The 21,019-nt window shown below is 43.9% G+C and carries 17 protein-coding genes and 1 tRNA gene; 2 read left to right on the forward strand and 16 right to left on the reverse strand.

The window, feature by feature from the left end; all coding sequences use genetic code 11:
* Positions 1-9 precede the first annotated feature (9 nt).
* From ACTQ1L_RS02080 to malQ, 5 genes are all read right to left on the reverse strand, one after another.
* Positions 10-1,704 carry an alpha-amylase family glycosyl hydrolase gene (locus tag ACTQ1L_RS02080; protein ID WP_441365282.1) on the reverse strand — a complete coding sequence of 565 codons (1,695 nt, stop codon included), beginning with the start codon at positions 1,702-1,704 and terminating at the stop codon, positions 10-12.
* A 380-nt stretch (positions 1,705-2,084) separates the two neighbouring features.
* Positions 2,085-2,972 (reverse strand): sugar ABC transporter permease, encoded by an 888-nt coding sequence (locus ACTQ1L_RS02085; protein ID WP_321110157.1) that lies wholly within the window; start codon positions 2,970-2,972, stop codon positions 2,085-2,087.
* A complete protein-coding gene (locus ACTQ1L_RS02090; RefSeq protein ID WP_441365283.1) occupies positions 2,972-4,351 on the reverse strand; it encodes a carbohydrate ABC transporter permease in 1,380 nt (459 codons plus the stop codon). The genes ACTQ1L_RS02085 and ACTQ1L_RS02090 overlap by 1 nt, the downstream gene beginning before the upstream one ends.
* 102 nt (positions 4,352-4,453) lie before the next feature.
* Positions 4,454-5,716, reverse strand: coding sequence for an extracellular solute-binding protein (locus tag ACTQ1L_RS02095; protein ID WP_441365284.1), 1,263 nt, complete (start codon positions 5,714-5,716; stop codon positions 4,454-4,456).
* Between the two features lie 75 nt (positions 5,717-5,791).
* Positions 5,792-7,294 carry a 4-alpha-glucanotransferase gene (gene malQ / locus ACTQ1L_RS02100; protein WP_321110160.1) on the reverse strand — a complete coding sequence of 501 codons (1,503 nt, stop codon included), beginning with the start codon at positions 7,292-7,294 and terminating at the stop codon, positions 5,792-5,794.
* Between the two features lie 295 nt (positions 7,295-7,589).
* Between malQ and ACTQ1L_RS02105 the strand changes: the two genes are divergently transcribed.
* Positions 7,590-8,603 carry a LacI family DNA-binding transcriptional regulator gene (locus tag ACTQ1L_RS02105; protein ID WP_308656237.1) on the forward strand — a complete coding sequence of 338 codons (1,014 nt, stop codon included), beginning with the start codon at positions 7,590-7,592 and terminating at the stop codon, positions 8,601-8,603.
* A gap of 25 nt (positions 8,604-8,628) precedes the next feature.
* Positions 8,629-10,788: a hypothetical protein gene (locus ACTQ1L_RS02110; protein WP_441365285.1), complete on the forward strand. Its 2,160-nt coding sequence runs from the start codon at positions 8,629-8,631 to the stop codon at positions 10,786-10,788.
* Between the two features lie 66 nt (positions 10,789-10,854).
* Here ACTQ1L_RS02110 and ACTQ1L_RS02115 read toward each other — a convergent pair.
* The 11 genes from ACTQ1L_RS02115 to ACTQ1L_RS02165 form a co-directional block, all read right to left on the reverse strand.
* A tRNA-Tyr gene (locus tag ACTQ1L_RS02115) sits at positions 10,855-10,936 on the reverse strand.
* A gap of 370 nt (positions 10,937-11,306) precedes the next feature.
* Complete coding sequence (gene ftsH, locus ACTQ1L_RS02120; protein WP_441365372.1) at positions 11,307-13,136, reverse strand: ATP-dependent zinc metalloprotease FtsH; 1,830 nt, start codon at positions 13,134-13,136, stop codon at positions 11,307-11,309.
* Between the two features lie 35 nt (positions 13,137-13,171).
* Entirely contained in the window at positions 13,172-13,717 is a 546-nt protein-coding gene (hpt, locus tag ACTQ1L_RS02125) for a hypoxanthine phosphoribosyltransferase (protein ID WP_441365286.1), read from the reverse strand.
* The gene (gene tilS, locus ACTQ1L_RS02130; RefSeq protein WP_441365287.1) at positions 13,695-15,200 is read right to left on the reverse strand and encodes a tRNA lysidine(34) synthetase TilS; all 1,506 of its coding nucleotides are present in this window, start codon (positions 15,198-15,200) and stop codon (positions 13,695-13,697) included. Before tilS ends, hpt begins: the two co-directional genes overlap by 23 nt.
* Positions 15,200-17,041 (reverse strand): SpoIIE family protein phosphatase, encoded by a 1,842-nt coding sequence (locus tag ACTQ1L_RS02135; RefSeq protein WP_321110485.1) that lies wholly within the window; start codon positions 17,039-17,041, stop codon positions 15,200-15,202. Before ACTQ1L_RS02135 ends, tilS begins: the two co-directional genes overlap by 1 nt.
* Positions 17,042-17,128: 87 nt before the next feature.
* Positions 17,129-17,425, reverse strand: a complete 297-nt coding sequence (locus tag ACTQ1L_RS02140; protein ID WP_441365288.1) for a septum formation initiator family protein — start codon at positions 17,423-17,425, stop codon at positions 17,129-17,131.
* A 17-nt stretch (positions 17,426-17,442) separates the two neighbouring features.
* Positions 17,443-17,727: a sporulation protein YabP gene (gene yabP / locus ACTQ1L_RS02145; RefSeq protein WP_308656242.1), complete on the reverse strand. Its 285-nt coding sequence runs from the start codon at positions 17,725-17,727 to the stop codon at positions 17,443-17,445.
* Positions 17,728-17,835: 108 nt separating this feature from the next.
* Positions 17,836-18,075, reverse strand: a complete 240-nt coding sequence (locus tag ACTQ1L_RS02150) for an RNA-binding S4 domain-containing protein (RefSeq protein WP_441365289.1) — start codon at positions 18,073-18,075, stop codon at positions 17,836-17,838.
* Between the two features lie 119 nt (positions 18,076-18,194).
* Positions 18,195-18,467 carry an HU family DNA-binding protein gene (locus tag ACTQ1L_RS02155; protein ID WP_441365290.1) on the reverse strand — a complete coding sequence of 91 codons (273 nt, stop codon included), beginning with the start codon at positions 18,465-18,467 and terminating at the stop codon, positions 18,195-18,197.
* A 153-nt stretch (positions 18,468-18,620) separates the two neighbouring features.
* Positions 18,621-19,952: a PEGA domain-containing protein gene (locus tag ACTQ1L_RS02160; RefSeq protein WP_441365291.1), complete on the reverse strand. Its 1,332-nt coding sequence runs from the start codon at positions 19,950-19,952 to the stop codon at positions 18,621-18,623.
* A gap of 104 nt (positions 19,953-20,056) precedes the next feature.
* A complete protein-coding gene (locus ACTQ1L_RS02165) occupies positions 20,057-21,016 on the reverse strand; it encodes a hypothetical protein (RefSeq protein ID WP_441365292.1) in 960 nt (319 codons plus the stop codon).
* Positions 21,017-21,019: the final 3 nt, after the last annotated feature.

The following is a 21,019-nucleotide window of genomic DNA, read 5'->3' on the forward strand; positions in this document are numbered from 1 at the left end:
AAATATTTTTTACTTCAAAACAAGCACCGAATACGCCGGCAGCTTTGCCGCCCCATCCTTATACGACGGTGCTTTCTTTGTAGTCTGAAGCATTGCAACAGCATTATTTACTCCAAGCGATGACACATCCACACTTGCTTCATCCTTTGATAGATTAAATATAAGCACTGCTTTCTCACCATTGTACTCTCTTGTGAATATACACACATTATCATTTGACAGATCCTTTTCAAAGGTATTTGTACCTCGTGCTATCTCTGGGAAAGCATTTCTTATTGATATTGTCTGCTTCACAAAGTTGTAAATAGAGTATGGATCCTCCATCTGCTTATCAAGTGTATCATATGTCTGCTCGGTTTCTTCTGCATTCTGAGGTCCCACACACATTCCCTTAGCTTTTGAATCCCCGCTCCATCTCATGGCAAGACGCTTCGTCTCATCATTGGCTGTGCCTCTCATGCCGATTTCCTCTCCATAATACAGAAAAGCATTTCCGGGCATAAGAAGATTCATGGCCTGCGCCATCTTGGTTTTCTCCTCGGCATTATCTCCGTTGTAGTATCCTGCGCTGCGTCCCATATCATGATTTGTATAGAACGGTGCATCAATGTATGAGTCTGTATACTTCTTTATCTCATTTTCCACATCAACCAAAGCATTGCCGTATGTGCTGGCACCGTGATTTGCTGTACCGTTTAACACCTTTCCAATATATCCATCCTGCTGTGAAAAATCAAAGTTGAACATACTGTCAATTCCACTCTTATAGTACTTCGCATACTCTCTGTATGTAGTCCAGCCCTCACCAACCATATAAGCATCGGCCTTTTTGCTCTTCACATTGTTCACAAGCCATGTGAGGTCATCAATAGTCTCAGTCTGGTTATTATTATTGTAATAAAGCACAGCATCAAGTCTGAAGCCATCCACGCCGCGGTCAAGCCAGAAGGATGTAACCTTGTCAATCTCCCCTCTTACAGCTTCGCTCTGCAGATTAAGGTCAGGCATGCTGTCTACAAACTGTGACTCGTAATACCAATTCGTGCCCGGCAGCTGGTTGTAGCCTCCGGCATTGGTTTTGCTAAAATTATAGTAATCAACATAAGGACATTCCGAAGCATCCGGCTCCGCCCCGTCAGGAAGCGACTTGATATAATCAGCAGCCGCCTTAAACCATGGATGCTCGTTAGATGTGTGATTTATTACAAAGTCAATAATCACATTGATGTTTCGCTTGTGACACTCCGTAATGAGCGAATCAAAATCATCCAGAGTACCATACTGCTTGTCAATATTCATATAATCCGTAATATCATACTTGTGGTATGAAGGAGAAGGCATAATAGGCATCATCCAGATTTCATTGCAGCCAAGTCCCTCGATATAGTCAAGCTTCTCTGTAAGCCCCTTCAAATCCCCAATACCGTCACCGTCACTGTCAAAAAAGCTGTATACGAACACCTCATAGCAAGTCCTGTAATTGTCCTGAATCACATTAGGATCATTTTTCGCATTCATCTGCTCCATAGCAGAAGGCTTGTACTCCTTCTTTGCTGCCGTCTCGGTATTCTTTCCACCCGCAGCACATCCCGCAAGCATCGACACCGCCATAGCTGCTGTCAATGCCACAGCAGTCAACCTGCCCGCCAATCTATTCACAGCCCTGCCGACCATGTTGTGGCCGCCTATTTTATTATTAATCATACGCACTCCTTTTCTTAACTAAATTCTGAGCAAATTTGTATCTACAAAATCACTACACACATTCTCACATCTTCCACAAAGCAGCAACAAACTTAGCACACAGTACCCTCCAAGCCGGAGGGTACACAGTGTGTTCCGAAGAAAAATATGAACTGCCACGGGGTACCATGCCCCACAAACAAGCCACACACCTCATCTCTCCAAATCCAAGCAGCGAAGAAAGCCCGTGGCTGACTTCATATTTTCCTGAGGAATATACTGTGTACCACACCGGCACCCCACAACCTGAAAGTGCTAAGTTTGCCACACACCCCAAAATTTGCCATCAATATAAACCAAAAGCCGCCGCACAAAAGTGCAGCGGCCCAAATAAAACCAAATTAGCCTTTGACAGCTCCTGTAAGTCCATCCACGTAGAATCTCTGCATGATGACGAAAAGTATTGAGATAGGTATTGATACAATAACTGCAGCAGCAGCCCATCTTGTGAACCATCCGTTTACAAACTCTTTCTCAAGCATATTGTAAAGGAGAAGAGATACTGTCCAATACTTGTCGTTTGGACCAACGATAACCTTTACAAATACGAAATCAAGCCATGGCGCAAGGAATGCTGTAAGTATTGTATATACTACGATTGGCTTACTGAGTGGCAGGATAACCTTGTAGAATGCCTGGAACTGTGTACATCCGTCAAGGATAGCCGCCTCTGTAAGAGACTTAGGCACAGTATCAAAGAATCCCTTTGCGATATAGAAGCCTGTTCCTGATCCTGCTGAGTAAATCAGAATCAATGAAAGACGAAGCATACCGCCCTCTGTAAGTCCGATAGCCTTTAAGATAAAGTATACAGCAACCATTGACATGAAGGCTGGGAACAATCCAAGAATCATAGCCAGATTCATGAAAGGCTTACGCATCTTAAATCTCAGTCGTGACATACAATACGCAACAGAAAGTACAAATACTGTTGAAATAATACATGAGAACACTGAAATGAACAGTGTATTCAAAAATGCTCTCGGGAAGTTCAACAGTGTAGTCTCTGTGAACAGCCTCGTATAGTTGCTAAATGTAAGACTATGTGGGAAGAAGTACTTTGTATAAGCACCACTCTCACCTCTAAAGCTTGTCATAACAATCCAGAAAATCGGGAACAGCCATACTACAGCAAGTATTCCAAGAATGATATGAACAAGGGAATTCTTTGCTATTTTCTTAGCACGTCCGGCAGACACAGGTCTTTTTGCTTTTGCTACACTACTCATTACATGAATCCCTCCTCATCCTTGTATGATTTTGTATTTCTGTATGTAACAAGCGCTACGATAGAAAGTACAACGAATGTGAGGATACCGATAACGGCACCGATATTGTACTCCTGATTATCAATAGTCAGCTTGTACAGCCATGTAACCAGAAGGTCCGTCTTTCCTGCGCTGTCTCCGACAGGTGTTGGCTTTCCTGCTGATAACAGGTATATAACGTTGAAGTTGTTGATATTTCCTGTAAACTGTGTGATGATGTATGGTCCCATGATAAACATGATATATGGGAGTGTGATCTTAAAGAAGATCTGTGCTGCATTAGCACCATCAATCTTTGCAGCCTCATAAAGCTCTGCAGGCACATTCTGTAATACACCGGTAACCTGAAGCATGGCATATGGAATACCTACCCAGCAGTTGATGAGGATAACTGAAACTCGTGCCCACATCGTATTGGTCCAGAACGGAAGTGGATTGTCTATCCAGCCCCACTCCAAAAGCAGGTTATTTACAACACCCTGCGGCTGGAGCATCTGCCTCATAACAAGGAGTGAAACGAACTGTGGTACAGCAATTGAAACAACAAAGCATGTACGCCAGAAGGCCTTACAATGTGTCTCTTTACGGTTGATAACAATCGCAAGAATAAGTCCAAGGAAGTTACACAGGAAGGTTGCAAATACAGCCCAGCACAATGTCCATCCAAGTACTCTCCAGAATATCTTACCAAGCTTACCACCAAGTCCAAGCACCTGTCCGAATGCAGCAAAACCTGTCCAGTCGAACAGTACCAGATGGTCACCCTTTACAGAATAGTTTGTAAAGGCCATTGGAATCATGAACAGCAATGGTAAAACTGTAAAAACAAATATTCCCATAAGTGGGAGAAACATAAGTGTCTTATGTAGGTTTTTATCAAATAAATCCTTGACATCTTTGCCAAAAGAATTGATTTCTTTTCCAGCTTTTGAAAGGCATTCTGCCTTATAACCGCTCTTTAAGTTCTCACACCACATGTAAATAAATAATACTGTGATGGCAATTGTTATGACACCATATAACAGTAATAATACTGATTGGTCGCCCGCAACATATTCATAAATCTGCTTCTGCTCATTAAATACCTCTTCCTGCTTTCTCCAGCCGAGTGAAGGCAGCATGGAAATGTAATAAGCACCGCTGCTAACCATATATGCTATATATGCAATCTCTATAGCAAGAAAAATCAGACCTTTTATAATCTGCTTATGAGCCATATTCGCAAGACCCATTATAAGTACCGATAACTTGACTGTAGCTCCGCCTTTTGTGAGGGCATTACCGACAGTATACGGAGTAGCAAAGTCCGAAACTTTTTTCTTTTTGTTTGCTCCTATCATACTTTTCCTCCTGGCATGCTTTATATATGCCAATCCTTTAAACTAATTTATTCCAAGATTCCGGTTGCCCGGAACCTTGGAATCATAATCTGACATACTTAATTATTTAAGAGAATCATTAAGCTGTGTATTGAAGTCCTCTGTCTTCTGAGCTGCATTGTCCTTTGTAATCTGGCCTTCTGCACCGTTCTGGAAAGCATCACCGAATGGTGTAGCTGCATCCCAGTAACCCTGCATATCAATGATAGGCTGTGCTACTGAACAATCAGATGCTACCTTAGCCATAGCTGATGCTACTGGATCTGCTGCGATTTCCTCGTTCGATACAAGATCTTTGTTTACAGGAGCCTGTCCTCTTAACTTGAAGTGAGCAAGCTGTGCATCCTCGCTTCCAAGGAATGCTGCAAGCTTAACTGCTGCTTCCTGGTTCTTGCAGTTAGGGTTTACACCGATAGCCTTAGATCCTAAGAATGCCTTTAACTGGCAGTCTTTTCCACCAATATTGATTGTAGGAAGAGCTGCAACACCAACGTTCTCCTCACCAAGTGCCTCTTTAACTGCGTCATAGTTCCAGTTACCATTGAAGTAAGCGTTGATAGAACCATCCTTAAGTCCTGCAAGACCCATAGATCCGTCATTGTTATCCATTACGAAGTTTGGATTTGCAAATAAATCTACAATATAGTTTGTAACTGCTACTGCCTTATCTCCGCTGAAATCATATCCGGCAGTCTTGTCTGTTCCGTCTCCGAAGATTGTACATCCGTTTGCTGCATAGAATGCATTGAGATACCAGCCGTTATCAAATGGGAATGAAACCTTACCCTTTGTAAGCATTGTATCAAGGCTCTTTACATCATCCTCAGAGAAAACTCTCTTGTCATAGTACATGAACCATGTGTTTGATGTATAAGGAACTGCGTAGATGTCTCCATCATATGTAACAGTTGCTGCCATAGCCTCTGAGTTAGATGTCTTAACATAATCTGCTGTCTCTCCACCTAACTTAGAGATAGCGTTTGCCTTTACTAATGCCTCAATCTGATCGTTTGCAAACATGTAAACATCAGCTGCTGCCTTAGGATCCTTTGTAACAACGTCCTTGGCATCTCCCTCAGATGTTGTAACATACTTGAATGTTAAGTTAAAATCAGGATTTGCTTTAGCGAATGCCTCGCACTCTGTCTTGAGCCAAGCGCCCTTTGCATCATCTAAATCCTCTGAAGGTCCCATTACTGTGAGTGTTACCTTGCCGTCCTTGCTGTCGGCCTTCTCTGTTCCTTTTCCGTCGCTGCTTCCGCATCCTGCAAACATTGTTGCTACCATAGAAGCGCAAAGTAAAGATGCTAATACTTTCTTCTTCATATCTTCCTCTCCTTTTTGAATATAAAATGTAAAAAAGTATATATATAAATTGCCGTGCAACTTATATCAAATTAATTATCTGCGGTAAACCACCGCAATGTTTCTGAACCAGGCTCTCTTTTCATCGTCCAGTCTGTGTGGCTTGCTTGTCATGCGCCACCTCCAGTTGTGTCCGACTGTCGAAGGATAATTCATCCTCGCCTCATTTCCCAGCTCTAAAATATCCTGCATCTGGACTATTGCCAGCTCCGCAGTGCTGTGGTACAGCTCTCTGATAAGAGCGTTTGGAACCTGTGATTTATTTTCAATATTCAGATACTCATACAGATAAGCAAGCTCATAATCCGTCTTGTCACTGAAGGAACCAACTATTGTCTCATTGTCATGTGTGCCAATGTAAGCTACCACATGCGAATCTGTGTAATTATGTGGCAGATATTCGTTGGTCGGATCACCATCAAAGGCGAACATCATGACCTTAGTTCCCATCCAGCCGGACTTGGCAAGAAGCTTTTTCACTCCCGGTAAAAGGCTGGCCGATGTATAGTCATCAGCTATGACATTCACTCCATCCAGCTCTTCGTTGATTGCATTGACAAGCCTGCGCCCCGGTCCCTTGAACCATTTGCCTGACAAGCTCCCGTCCTGTCCGTACGGTACCGCATATGCTTTTACAATTCCTGCGAAATGATCAATCCTTACTATGTCAAACAGCTCTCTGCTGACACGCATTCTTCTTCTCCACCATGAAAAATCATCATCCTTCATCGCATCCCAGTCATACATCGGGTTGCCCCACACCTGACCGCTCTCTGAATATTTATCAGGACCGGCAGCCGCAACATACTCCGGTGTATCGTTTGCGCTCATCATAAAAAGCTGTCTGTCTGCCCACACATCTACGCTGTCATATCCTACATAAAATGAGATATCTCCTATTATGTAGATTCCTTTTGAGTTGGCATAATCTTTTAAATCATTCCACTGCTCAAAGAATTTATACTGGCAGAACTCCCAAAAAGTAATTTTATTATAATTCTTTTTTTGGTAATTTTCAAGCGCAACCGTTTGCAAATCTCTGTACTCATTCGACCATTCACTCCAGTTTTTGTCTAAATTGTCGGTTTTTAATGTCATAAACAGTGCATATTGCTCAATCCACCCCGACTGCTTTTTCACAAAGTCCTGAAAATCTTGTGCATTTGTGTCAAATCTCTCAAACGCTTTTTGTAAAATCTTGTATCTGCTCTGATGTAATGCTGCGTAATCAATTTCCGATTCATCCGCACCCCAGTTGTACCCCAGGATCTCTTCCTTCTTTAAAAGTCCCTCATCTGCCAACTTATCTAAATCAATGAAGTAGATATTGCCCGCGAAGCCGGATAGCGGCTGATATGGGCTGTCACCAAATATGGTGGGACCAACCGGAAGAACCTGCCAGTATTTCTGCTTCAGATCACTGAGAAGATCAACAAAGCTATACGCCTCTTTTCCCAGAGTGCCTATGCCATACGGCGACGGCAGACTTGAAATCGAAAGAAGTATTCCGGAGCCTCTGAGAATCTCTCTGGCTTCCAAATTTCTTCTCCTATTCTCTTCTAATAATTTTCTGTTTTTTTCGTATCTGAGTTAATTTTATGTTCTAGCACACGATTTGTCAATTGTTTTCATGCTTTGAAACATATTTTTGCCACTTTTCACGTAAAACGCTATTGATTTTTGGTACAATTGCCTACGATTTCATGGTTATTTTTCGAAAAAATCACTTTCGAAAATATTGCCTATTTCTTTATCTGAATGTATAATCCATATATACTGACTACAACCATTTTCACACATTATTTTTTCATATATTATAGAAAGGAATATTATTATGGCAACAATAAAAGATATAGCCGCCAGACTGGGTGTTTCAATAAGTACAGTTTCAAAGGGACTAAACGGTGCCAGTGATATCAGTGAGGAGCTGCGGCAGACTGTTTTGGATACCGCTGTCGAAATGGGCTACAGCACAAAACGCTCCAGAAAGATTGAAAACAGAAAGCTCTGTCTTCTGATAGAAAATATGAACTACGAATCAATAGATGAATTCGGATACGATATCGTGCTCGGCTTCAAGCAGAATGCTTTCAAGCACAAATGGGACGTAGATGTCATTCCTGTCACACCACAGCTTCAGGCAGATGAAAAGTATGACACTTTCATTTTAAAGAATGGTTACTGTGGCGCTTTTCTCATGGGCTTTGCTCTGCATGATGAGTGGATGAACCAGCTTAAGACAACCACAATGCCTACTGTTTTATTTGACAACTACATAGAGCACAACCCAAATGTGGCGTATGTCGGCACTGACAGCTATGAAGGTATCGACCTGGCAATTAAGCATCTGCACAACCTCGGCCACAAAAAGATTGCATTTATCAACGGTTCTCTTTTCTCACTGGTTTCCGACCAGCGTCAGGAGGCATTTGAGAACTCAATGCATGATTCAGGTCTTGAGGTTTATCCGGAGCTCATGGGACACGGCTACTACATTCCTGAGACAGCCCAATACTATGTTTCCAATTTCATTGCTGCCGGCGCAACAGCCATTGTATGCGGAAGTGACGCAATCGCAAAGGGTGTTATCAGCGAGTGTACTCTGCACGGCTTTAATGTGCCAAATGACATCAGTGTGGTAGGCTTCGATGATGTAAAGATGGCTGCCGCTCTCACTCCTCCTCTCACGACTATCCGACAGGAGAGTAACGATCTCGGCCGCTGTGCATATATTATACTGAACTCGCTCGTGCACCACATTCCTATCAGCCGCACCCAGCTTCGTCCTAAGCTTATCGAGCGTGAGTCAACCGCCCGTGTATCAACAGCACACCAGACCCAGAAATAGTGTTACCGCCGTCAAAGGAGACTAAATGTTTAAACGTAAGCCTGCAACTATATTAATTACATATTCGCTGGTGCTTTGCAGTGCGCTTTCCCTGACAGCCTGCTCTCCCCGGGATATTTCTTATTTTTTCAAAAGTCCCGCGGAAAAGCAGGCTATTCTGCATAAATCGCCGGCTTTCTGGGATGACACAGCTAAAGTGGAGGACAGCAGTAATCTGTCTATTCTGCACAATGTAGCCTTCGAGGGTCACCCTTACAATGACATAAGGCAGTTTGGCGACAACATTCTGATGGTCGGACAGGGCAGCTACAACAATTCCATTATTGAGGCCGAGGGACAATCCGTCGAATACTCATTTGATGTTTATAATCCCTGGTCAAACAAAATCACCGCAAGCCTTGCCCATGACAAAACTGACTGCGATGATTATCTTATTAAAGGTGATAAGCTATGGCTCATCAATTCATCCGCCAAAAGAGCAACCATCTACGATAAGGATTTAAAGGAAATCAAGACCTGTAAATATAATCTTGAGGACTATGAGGGCAATGGAGATTCAGATGATGACAATGTGCCTAATCCCGGCAATTACTATGATGCCATGCAGATTGCCACCTCAGATGACGGAAAATATGCTCTTGTATCCGGTGTCACTCCAGACACGTACAAATATGTGGTCTCCAATGTGAATCTGAAGGATAACTCAGTGGTTTCAACCTTCGAAGGGCAGAGCTATTCCCTCTCGCGTGTCGATTCGCATGGCTTTGTGGTTGAGACAGATGCCTCTAACAATGTCTGGAGCTATCATTCATCAGATGGAAAGGATACCTTTTTTGCCTTGCCCAATGTGGTTGATATGAGCCTTGCAAAAGACGGCGACATACTGATACGCTGTCAGAAACTTTCCTCCGGCAATGACACCAATGACACTGACGGTGAGGCAGCAGGCAGTGATACCATAAGCTGCTATAAATATTCACCGGGCACCGGCGTCACCTCATCATTTTCATTCAATCCTGATGCACGATATGCAGATGCCCAGAGCACAGTCAGTCCGTCTGATGCAGACACACAGACCTACTACTCTGCAAACTCTGTGTATCTTGCCGATGCCGGCTGTATGATGATACTTTTGTACACAGCGCAGTGCAATCCTGAAATCCTTGTATGGTCTCTTGATAAAGGCCATAATGACACCCAGGCTTCAATCACGTCATACAGTGACAGTGATTCCCTGTTTCAGGCTTTACGCGATGCCGGTACATATGTCTCACCTTATGACACCGCAAACATTGATGAAGGCACAGATGAAAACGAGGAAGCCCTGAAAGAGGCCGGGATAGATTCCGACTCGGACAGATATGGTGATGAAATAACCCTGATACCAGATGTATCAGCTTATGACTGGGGTGATTTATCAGAAATCAATGCTCATGCCACAAGACTCGAGCAGAAATATGGCATATCCATTTATCTGGGCCCGGAGGTTCCAAAGAAAATTGATTACTATAAGATAAAGCAGACCCTCAAGGTCAAAACTCTTTCAGATGCTCTTAATGCTCTGGAGCAGGTTCTGGCATGCTTTCCTGATGATTTTTTCAAGCAGCTTGATTATGGTGGCACTAAAGGGCTGAGAATCTATCTTTCCGGAAATATTACTGCCGAAAATTCTGACATGATTAATGACCCAAGCGGCTTTGTAAATATAATCAATAACTACAATGTGATGGTTTTAAACTGCAGCTACAGCTGGGATTTCAGCTACACCGTAGGCCATGAGATTTCCCATCTGATTGACCAGAGGCTTGCTTTCATACATACCTATAATGACAAGAGCGAGTTTTCCGAGGAGAAATGGAACAGCTTTAATCCTGACAGCTTCTCCTATGATGACACCTACGCGAACTACAATCCGGATGATTCATCGAACCACATATCAGGGTATTTCATTGATTCCTACGGCATGACCTTTGCGACAGAGGACCGCTCTGAAATTTTCGGAACCGCGATAGATGATTATATTAACGGCATCTATGATGATGCAAGATTCACAGATGATTCGCCGATACGAAACAAGCTCGACTACTACAGCAGATGTATCCGCGATGGCTTTAACACAAAGGGCTGGCCTGATACAATGGCGTGGGAGACTGTACTTACGGCACCGAATGCCCAGGCCGATTAAACGGTAGGGCGGTAAAAACCTGACAACATGCAAAAACCTCAAGTCATACGACTTGAGGTTTTTTAATGGGCAGAGATGGATTCGAACCATCGAAGCAAGTTGCAGCAGATTTACAGTCTGTCCCCTTTGGCCACTCGGGAATCTGCCCATGTATTCAATTACGATACTTGCATAGTTTATCACAACAAATGTGATTATGCAAGTATATTTTATCGTAACAAAATTATTTTCTTTAATACGGGCACACAATCCCCTTACTTTATAGCTATAATATAGAAATTAAAAAAGACAGCCTACGATCGGCTGCCTTTTAGGAGAAGGTATTTTTACTATGGGGTATAGCAAAAACTATATAATGTATTGGGGGGTTTTTACGGTTATTATAATATCACGGTTATAACGATAAGTGTTCACAAATTGCATAAAAATCAAGGTTTGTTTTTATGCAATTTGTATAGGATTTTAGTTATATTTAATATTTTTCATATAGTGATTCTGCACAAAAGCATAGCTGTTTTTTAAATATTATGTCCAACTGCTGTTTTGCTGTCCTCGTCAAACAGTGCTTCAAACTCATCTCTTGTGATTTTCTCCTTCTCAAGAAGAAGTGCTGCACATCTGTCAAGCACATCGCGGTACTCTGCTATCATGCTCTTTGCCTTGTCGTACGACTCGTCGATGATGCGCTTTACCTCGACATCGATTGCCGATGCTATGCCCTCGCTGTAGTTCTTTGCATGGGCGAGGTCTCGTCCGATGAAGACCTCCTCCTCATCATCGGCATAGCAGATAAGGCCGATATTGTCTGACATACCGTATTTGGTAACCATCTCGCGAGCAAGCTTTGTAGCCTGCTTGATGTCCTGTGATGCACCTGTGGTGATATCGTCAAACACAAGTTCCTCTGCGACACGACCTCCTAAGTCTACTACGATTTCCTGAAGCATACGTCCCTTTGTATTGAACATCTCATCCTTCTCAGGCAGAGGCATGGTGTAGCCTGCTGCGCCTGCTCCTGTAGGGATGATTGAAACTGTGTATACAGGTCCCACATCCGGAAGCAGATGGAAAAGGATTGCATGTCCTGCCTCGTGGTAGGCTGTGATGCGCTTTTCCTTGTCAGAGATGATACGGCTCTTCTTCTCAGCTCCGATACCAACCTTGACGAAGGATTTTCTGATATCCTCCTGTGTGATATATTCTCTGTTTTCGCCCGCTGCACGGATTGCTGCCTCATTCATCAGATTCTCAAGGTCTGCACCTGTGAAGCCTGCTGTAGTCTGTGCAATCTGCTTTAAGTCTACATCCTCTGCAAGAGGTTTTTTCTTGGCATGGACACCTAAAATTTCTTCTCTGCCGCCCACATCCGGTCTGCCTACTACAACCTTTCTGTCGAAACGTCCCGGACGCATGATAGCAGGGTCAAGTATATCCACACGGTTTGTGGCTGCCATGACGATAATGCCCTCATTGACACCAAAGCCATCCATCTCGACAAGCATCTGGTTCAATGTCTGCTCACGCTCGTCGTGTCCGCCGCCCATTCCTGTGCCACGGCGTCTGGCTACTGCATCAATCTCATCGATAAATACGATACAAGGCGCATTTTTCTTGGCATCCTCAAACAAATCTCTCACTCGTGAGGCTCCGACTCCGACGAACATCTCCACGAAATCAGATCCTGAAATGGTGAAAAACGGTACCCCTGCCTCTCCGGCTACTGCCTTGGCAAGGAGAGTCTTACCTGTTCCCGGAGGTCCTACAAGAAGGACACCCTTTGGGATTCTTGCTCCAAGTCTGGTGTATTTTCCCGGATCACGAAGGAAATCAACTATCTCTGCAATCTCCTCCTTTTCCTCCTTTAAGCCTGCTACATCGGAAAACTTGATATGGTTTTCCTCCTGTGTGGTGAGCTTCGCACGGTTCTTGCCGAAGTTCATCATCTTGCCACTGCCGCCCTGTGCTGCTGCGTTGTTGTTCATCACTGCAAAGAGTATGAACATGGCTCCGAATACCAAAAGATACGGAAGCAGTGTCATAATCCAGCTCTCAGCCGGAACATCCGCAACTGTATAGTCGGTGTACCCTGCTTTTGTCATGGTCTTTTCGATATTGTTTACATCTGATACATAAAGCACCTTTGATGTGCCATCCTTGAACTTCACCTCCAGACTTCCTGTCGGTATCTCCCTGTTTTGCACTACCTTTACGCTCTTCACCTGATTCTCGTCAAGATCCTTCTCGAACTGACTCTGTGTGTAAGAGTTTGATGTAGCCCCGGCGCTCAGCCAGTACCAGATGCAGATTACTGCAAATACAATGATAATGTATACGCCTATTCCGCGCATACCGCTTTTTTGTTTATTCAATTTACTTCTCCTTTTTATTTTATTTCGCCCTCGACGAAGCCGATATAAGGCAGATTTCTGAACCTCTGATCATAGTCAAGGCCATAGCCTACCACAAACTTATCAGGAATCACAAAGCCCACGTAGTCTACATTTACATCATCAACCACACGGCGCTCAGGCTTGTCCAAAAGTGTACAGATTGTGAGACTCTTCGGGTTTCTTTTGGCAAGGAGCTTTGAAAGCCTGCTAAGAGTATTTCCCGAATCAATGATGTCTTCTATGATGATGACATTCTCTCCCTCGATAGAATGCTCAAGGTCCTTTTTAATGTTGACATCGCCTGATGACTCTGTGCCCGAGCCATAGCTGGATACCGACATGAAATCCATAGTCATAGGCAAATCAATTCTCTTTGCAAGCTCAGTGGTAAAGAATATTGAGCCCTTGAGTATGCAAATGAGATATACTGACTGTCCCCTGTATTTTTCTGTGATTTGCGCTCCAATCTCTGCAATACGCTTATTGAGCTGCTCCTCTGTCAGGTAAACCGAAATATCATATTTTTTTGAAAAATCCATTTTGTTTTCCTCCGTAAAATGTGATCTTAAGTACTTTTCCTGTCTGTGGCGTGACAAGTGCGCCACAGCCGGATCTGTATCCGATAATGGCATGCACCAGTGATTCATGGGCTATGAGCCACAGCCCCGCTCTCTGCTGTGCAGGAATTTTATCACCTGTAAATACCTGCTTCAGCTTCTTATGATGACCCTCGTCATCCACAATTATATAGTCACCGGCTTTTCTTGTTCTTATTTCAAAGCCTTTCTTCATCTTATCATAATCAAACCATTTCGTATATGGTTTTTTTGGAATTTCGTCCATTTTACCATTAAAATCGTGTATACAAAGTGTGACATATGAGCCATCTGCCGAAAGCCTGATGGTTTTTTGCTCTCCCGTGGCACTCAGTGCCTCAAGCTCTTTTTGCGTAATGTGAATTTCTTCTTTTTCATCGTCACACCTTCCGGTGCAGAGTATCACCTCGCCAAATGATTTTTCCGCAATAATTCCATACGGCAGATTGATTTTTCTGCCCGACTGCTGCCCTGCAAGCTTCACAAGTGCACCGATATGCGTGCTCGTAATGTCCTTGAGCCGCCCTGACGCCAAATGTATACACTCGCGTGCCACTCCGCTTTTTAATGCCGGATGCAGACTCTCAAAGCGGCTGATTTCAAGTATCACCCTGCCTTCTTTTTTTGAAACCATGCTGTCACACGCCTCTTTAAGCTGCTCCTCATAAAAATCATTCATCACCGCAAGCTGTCCTGCGCTCTCATTGATATGCTCTATCGCCCTGTCATTAATCTGCAAAAGCAGTGGAAACACATCATGGCGCAGCTTGTTTCTGGAGTAGGCTGTGTCAGTGTTTGTGGCATCGGTGACAAAAGCCTGTCCGTTTTCCATTAGATATTCCTCTATCTGTGCGCGTGTTGCTGATAAAAGCGGCCTGATATATGTGACACCATTCTTCACGGAAACCGGATGCATGCCGGCGAGTCCCTTCGCTCCGCTTCCGCGAAGCATCTGAAAAAGAACTGTCTCTGCGTTGTCCTCCATATGGTGCGCAACTGCAACGACTACCTGCCTGCTGTTACCCCGCTTTTGGTCTGCTGCATAGGCAGTTTCGCAAGGATATCTGCCTGCCTCCTCTTCAAACGCCTCATAGCGCAATATCCTGGCGGCCTCCTCCAGCCCGAGTCCATGACTTTTTGCATATTGCGGCACATCCACAGAGTGTACACGGCACGGTATGTGAAGCCTTTCGCAAAGGTCTGATGCAAATCCGGCATCCGCCCTGCTCTCGGCACCTCTGATGCCGTGCTCCACATGTACTGCCTCCAGCGCAAAATCAAGCTCATTTGCGCACTGTCTTTTTATCTCATTTAAAAGCAGCAGAAGGCAGACCGAATCCGCACCGCCCGACAGCGCAACAAGCACCGTGCTGTGATTGTTTATCATCTTGTTTTCCAGAATATAATCTTTCGTCCGTCTAATCATTATTTTTCCCAGATTCCTATTGCAACTACAGTCATATCATCCATGGCGTATCCGCCTGTGTCAAGCAGCACCCTGTCCAGAATTTCCTGCGCCATCACGCCTGCATTGTCACTTTTGACGCCGGTAATAATATCCATAAGCTTTCCCTGCCTGTCCTTCGCATGCAGATATTCTAGCACACCATCCGTCACCATGACAAGAAAATCGCCACTTTGAAGCGTATTTTTTGAGTGCATGCTCTCCTGCGCGTCATCGACTCCCGCCGGGAGGGATTCATTTTCTATAGCACTTACCGTTTTCCCTGATTTGATAAATGATGGTGCAGCACCTGTTTTGGTCAGCTCAAGCTCACCTGTGTACATGTCTATTGTGGCAAAATCAACCGTGGAATATGACTCCTCGCCCGCCGATATGACCATGGCAGAGTTCATCAGCTTTAGGGCGCTTTCCCTGCTAAAACCGGCCTCCAAAAGCTTTTCAAGCAAATCCACCACCAGTGTGCTCTCCGCCTGAGCCTGCTTGCCCGAGCCCATGCCATCGGATACACACACATGATACATGCCATCATCCAGCTGAAACATGCTGCAGCTGTCGCCATTTGCCTGAGAGCCTGTCTTCTTCTTGGTTGCCACTCCGGATAGTGCATAGAACTGATTTTCCTCGTACAGCACAACTGTTGACAGCTCGTCTGTAATAATGGAAACCGTTTCATGCGCCTGTCTCATTTGGACTCCCATAGCCCGCGATACTGACTGCACATACTTTACAGCTTCGATTCCTCCATCCTCTTTCGTGTATACATCTGCCTTTACACATAATCTGTGTCCTGCCGTCTCATAAATATGTGCATTTTCGACTATCAAGCCTTTTTCCCTTGCAGCAACATATATTCTTGACAGTCTGAGACGACGCCTTTTGTCTATACATTTTTCCGCTTTGCCCCAGTCATCCATGAGCTTTGCCATGGCATCAAGCTGTGACGCTATTATGCGCCTGTTCTCTGTGAGTCGCCTGTACCAGGCTTCATTCAGTTCAACGCGGGCAAACGCCTCAGTTGCAGCCTCAACCATTCTCGTGTAGTGCGGACAGCCTTTTACATATCTGTTTTGCACAATTTCCTCGGTTTTCATACGTTTGCATACTGCTTCAACGAGCATTTTTATGCTATCTGAAACCGAGGCATCGCTTGTCCAGCAGACGCTACAGCCCTCACAGCAGGCACAAAGCCTGCCCGTCACCTCACGACTGATTTTTTCGCCGGCATCCGGTAATTTGCTTTCATTTTCCGCTGCTGTCATGGCATTTGCTCTTGTGATGATGCCTGAAAGGCCAAAAACAGCCGACTTGAACGCTTCCTCCCTGTCCGGCAGCAGACCACCTGTCTCCTCACGGACCTTAAAACGAAATGCCGATATATATTCATAGCCCCTGCAAAATACAAAAGCTACCGAAAACACAATCAGGCCTTCTGATACCGCCAGCACACATTTCGCACTTTCAAAAGATGTAAAAGCTGCCACAGACATATTCATCGCAGAGGTGCTGACGGCCGCCGTGATTGATGTCATGAGGCATATATTTTTTTCATTTTTCCACTTATAAAGCCTGCTCACAAAGCTAATTACAGCAATAATAAAGAGATACTTACACATCGACGGTATCGATATAAAGTATCCCATTCCTGCAAATAATCCTATGTAAAACAAAACCGTATGCTCACTGTCAAGACAATACACTCCATACACTGCCGGTATCAGAGGATAATATCCCATCACCGACAATACCGTGGAGACAAATGCCAGACAGCCCCACATAATTTTTTTCAGATTCAAAAATTGCATTTTTCATTCCCCGCCTTCATGTTTTTCCACGATTATATGTGGACAAAATTGCATGATTTGACGAAAAAAGAAAATTATCTTTTAAAATCAGTTCTTATCCTTTTCCTTAAAAATTATCTCATTGTCATAAGCGAGCCCAAGCTTGCTCTTGGCAATATCCTCTATGTATTTGTCACTTTGCATGTACTGCTGCAGCTCTTCTATCTCTTCGGCGCGCTCTGTCTCATTTTCATACTGCTTTTCGAGCTCCGCCTTTTGTGCGGCATATGCAGATTCCTTCTGCTTTAGCTGCACTACCTGAATTGTCATAATCACAAGAAAAGCAATAACTATGATAGAAATGCTTAACGTTCCGCTTTTTTTCTTTGTACGACGTCTGCTCATTATTCCTCCTTAGGTGCTTATCTGAATATCCTGCCAAACATTTTTTCTTTCTTTCCGGTCACCTCAGGTACCTTCGAATACGTAATCATGTCTATTTCACCTTCTATATCGGCTTCTCCCTTCTCAAGGTTTAGCCTGTTCACGTGAAGATCCTTGCCCTTTAGGTCAAGCATGCCAAGCTCCGTCTCCAAAAGTATCTCCCCCACATCAAAGGAGAGCACATCCAAAATGCCTGTAAAGCTGCCTGTTCTGCGGTTGTTCAATATAAGCTTATGACTCTTTGTGCCTGATATTTCTTCCATTTCCTGTCCCTCACATATTTTTTATATGTCCCAAAAACAGCCTCTCATATGGCTGCCATCTGTGGAATCACATATGTAAATATATGCCTGGATTCATGAAAATATAACCTATATATACTCAAAAAGATCTTTTGCTTCTTCCTTCTTTGTTGTGTCAAGGAGATTTAACACCCTAACCTTGACCGTCTTTTGTCCAAATGCTATCTCTATTATGTCTCCGACCTTGACATTTACAGATGCCTTTGCCGGTCTGCCGTTTACTGTTACACGGCCTGCGTCACATGCCTCATTTGCCACTGTGCGTCTCTTTATCAGACGCGATACCTTCAAAAATTTGTCTAATCTCATTGTTACCTCTGTGTCTTGTTTTAATAAGCCAATTCATAACCGTTAGCCTGAAAAACGGATATATCCAAAAATGGGTGGAGCCTTAAAGACTTCACCCATTCTTTACTCTAGTCCGCTTATTAGTTAAGGGCATCTTTTAAAGCCTTACCAGCCTTGAACTTAGGAGCCTTAGATGCTGCAATTGTCATCTCAGCGCCAGTCTGTGGATTTCTTCCTGTTCTTGCTGCTCTCTCAGATACCTCGAAAGTACCGAATCCAACTAACTGGATCTTCTCACCTTTCTTTAACTCCTCTGCAACAACATCTGTGAATGCCTTTAATGATGCCTCTGCGTCCTTCTTTGATACTCCGGCCTTATCTGCCATAGCTGCAACTAAATCTGCTTTGTTCATGATAAAATTCCTCCTCTGGATTTTCATAATTTATATAATTCGAGCTGTTTTCCCAAATTACCTACAAGAATATATATACTTGTTTTTATGGGGTTTGTCAAGGAAAATGCGCTATTTCCTAGGCTTTTATGTACTTTTACCATTCTTAAAACCTTATTTTGAACTTAATAAAGAGGTTAATGTTGAAAGATAGTCTGATATTTCCTTATTTGTCAGACTATTTCCCGAGCTATCAGAGGATTTATTGTCTGTCTGCTGTGATGAATTTGTGCTCTGCGAGCTGCCGGTAGTGCTTTGAGATGTACTTTGATTGTCCTTCTCATCTGCCCTCTCTGCGGCAGTCTCTGAAGGAGTCTGTGCGGTGGCCTGCGAGCTGCCGATGCTGCTGGTTCCGGTGCCTGATGAATCGCTGCCTGAGCTGTCCGTATTGTCGTTTATCGTAATCTGTATGGTGGCCTCCTTTGAGTTCACGTAAAGTGTCCTCGTCCAGGTGTCATAACCATCGGCTGTTACCTTAAGCCTATGCTTTCCATATGTTATCTCAACAGGGCTCGTATAGTCGATTTCACTGTCATCGACATATATTTTCGCGCTCTGCACATCGACCTCGAATAGTATGCGGCTCTTTTTAGGACCCTCACCCTTTAAATCATTTAAATTGACCTTTGTAATCTCGCCTCTTTTTATCTCAATATCTGTGCTATCTCCCCAGCCGTTGTTGGCCACAGCGAGCGTATAGCTGCCCTCGGGCACATCAAGCGACATATCCTTAGTGATTTCTGCAAATATCCTGTCTCCGAGCTGCAAAAAGCTGCCCTCAAACAGCGATGTGTTGCTAAGCTGCAGTGTGCCGTGCCCTGTCGTGACAGAAATTGACACTATATCCTTGTCAATTCCAACAACAGCCAGCTTATCCTGCGCCGTGAGGCTGTCAGTATCTATGACATCCGAGCCTGAAAATATCATGGTGCGCTCCCCCAGCCTGTAGCTGCTGCCTCCGATTTTAAAAATTCTCTTATCCTTATCCACAGAAAAATTGGTTACTGTGTCGTTTGTCCACACCTTATCGGATTTTTGTATACGCTTTGCCTTGCCGTCTGAATCTGTCCCTGATATGTCAACCACATCACCCTGGTGTATGTCTGAAACTGACATATGATTGCCATATTTGTCGAAAAAGCCGGTGGTCAGCCCATAGTAATACTGATACTGCACTCCTGTCGAGTAATTGTATACCCTGATTGTCTCATTGGCACTGTTTATGTCCGATACTATGAGAATATCTGAACTTTTCTTAATGGACTTTCCGTTTTCCTCCGCATCCGCTTTCAAACCGGACTGCGTGCTTTCTCCTACGGCCTCCGTCGTATCATTCATGCTGTTATAGAATTTTTTTACACCATCATCCGTGTCCTGTTTTCCACATGCTGCAAGTGACAGCACAAGCATGCATAATGTACAAAATAATCTTTTGAATTTCTTCATCTGTATTTCCTTTAATAGCTGGCTTTAAACGTTTTTCTACAATAATAATATATCGTATAGTCATGTACTTTTCAATTAAATTCACTATATATATGCATTACTGCTTACACTATGGCATGCAGATACTCCTCGCGCTCCCCACTTAGCTGTATAAGCTGTGCAAGCTTATCCACATCACGGTCGCATACCCATGACTTGCGCGAGCTGCTATAGTGATTGCAGAGCTTACAAAATTTTTCAGGAAACAAAAGCAGTGCTTGAAGCAGTCTCATTGATGTATCATCAAGACTTCTTACGCTGCAATAGCTGTCAATAATTGCATCTGCAACCGCTGTATCCCAGTGATTTTTTTCGAGCATCTTGCGCATGTACTCCGCAAGATCGGTTTCCGGATATCCCGGATGCATGGTCTCGAAATTGACAGGGAGCCATCTTCCGGACTGTGTATACACGACATTGTGCTGGTTGAAGGCTCCGTGACAGTATATCGGAACCGACGTTTTACTATTTTCCAGCTCACACAATATTTCCGCCGATTTCTGCCCCTGCTCTAAGAATCTCTCATAGCATTCATAAAACAGATGTTCAAAGGCATTTGTCTTGCTGTGACGCAGTATGTAGTTTTTAAGCTTTACTATCTGCGCACATTTGCGCTGAGCTTTTTCGTGCAGGCTTTCCACCTCGATATCCGAAGGCAGCGGATACTTTTCCAATATATTGTGCAGCTGCGCTAATGCCCTGCTGCCGCCACGCATATCATCTATGCTGTCCGTGCTGCACTCTCTGCCTGCTCTGTAATCCTTCAATATGTATGCGTCCTCACAGTTATCTCGCGATATGATACACTGCTCCTTTGTCTGTGATATCTGCTCCACATCCATACCGTTTCTCTGGATAAATGCCAGCGTATCCCGCAGGGTGCATGCCCTTTGCTCATGCCCTCTGTACGGCACGAGCAGCTTCTGCCCGATGCCTGTGTCACATATATATGCTCCTCTGCCCTTTATTATCCTGCTTACTGTAAGCTCATATTTTTCCAAAGCCACTTCCGGCTGATTATACAAAAA

It is taken from the genome of Agathobacter sp. LCP21S3_B2, from assembly GCF_052118705.1.
Lineage (GTDB): Bacteria > Bacillota > Clostridia > Lachnospirales > Lachnospiraceae > Roseburia.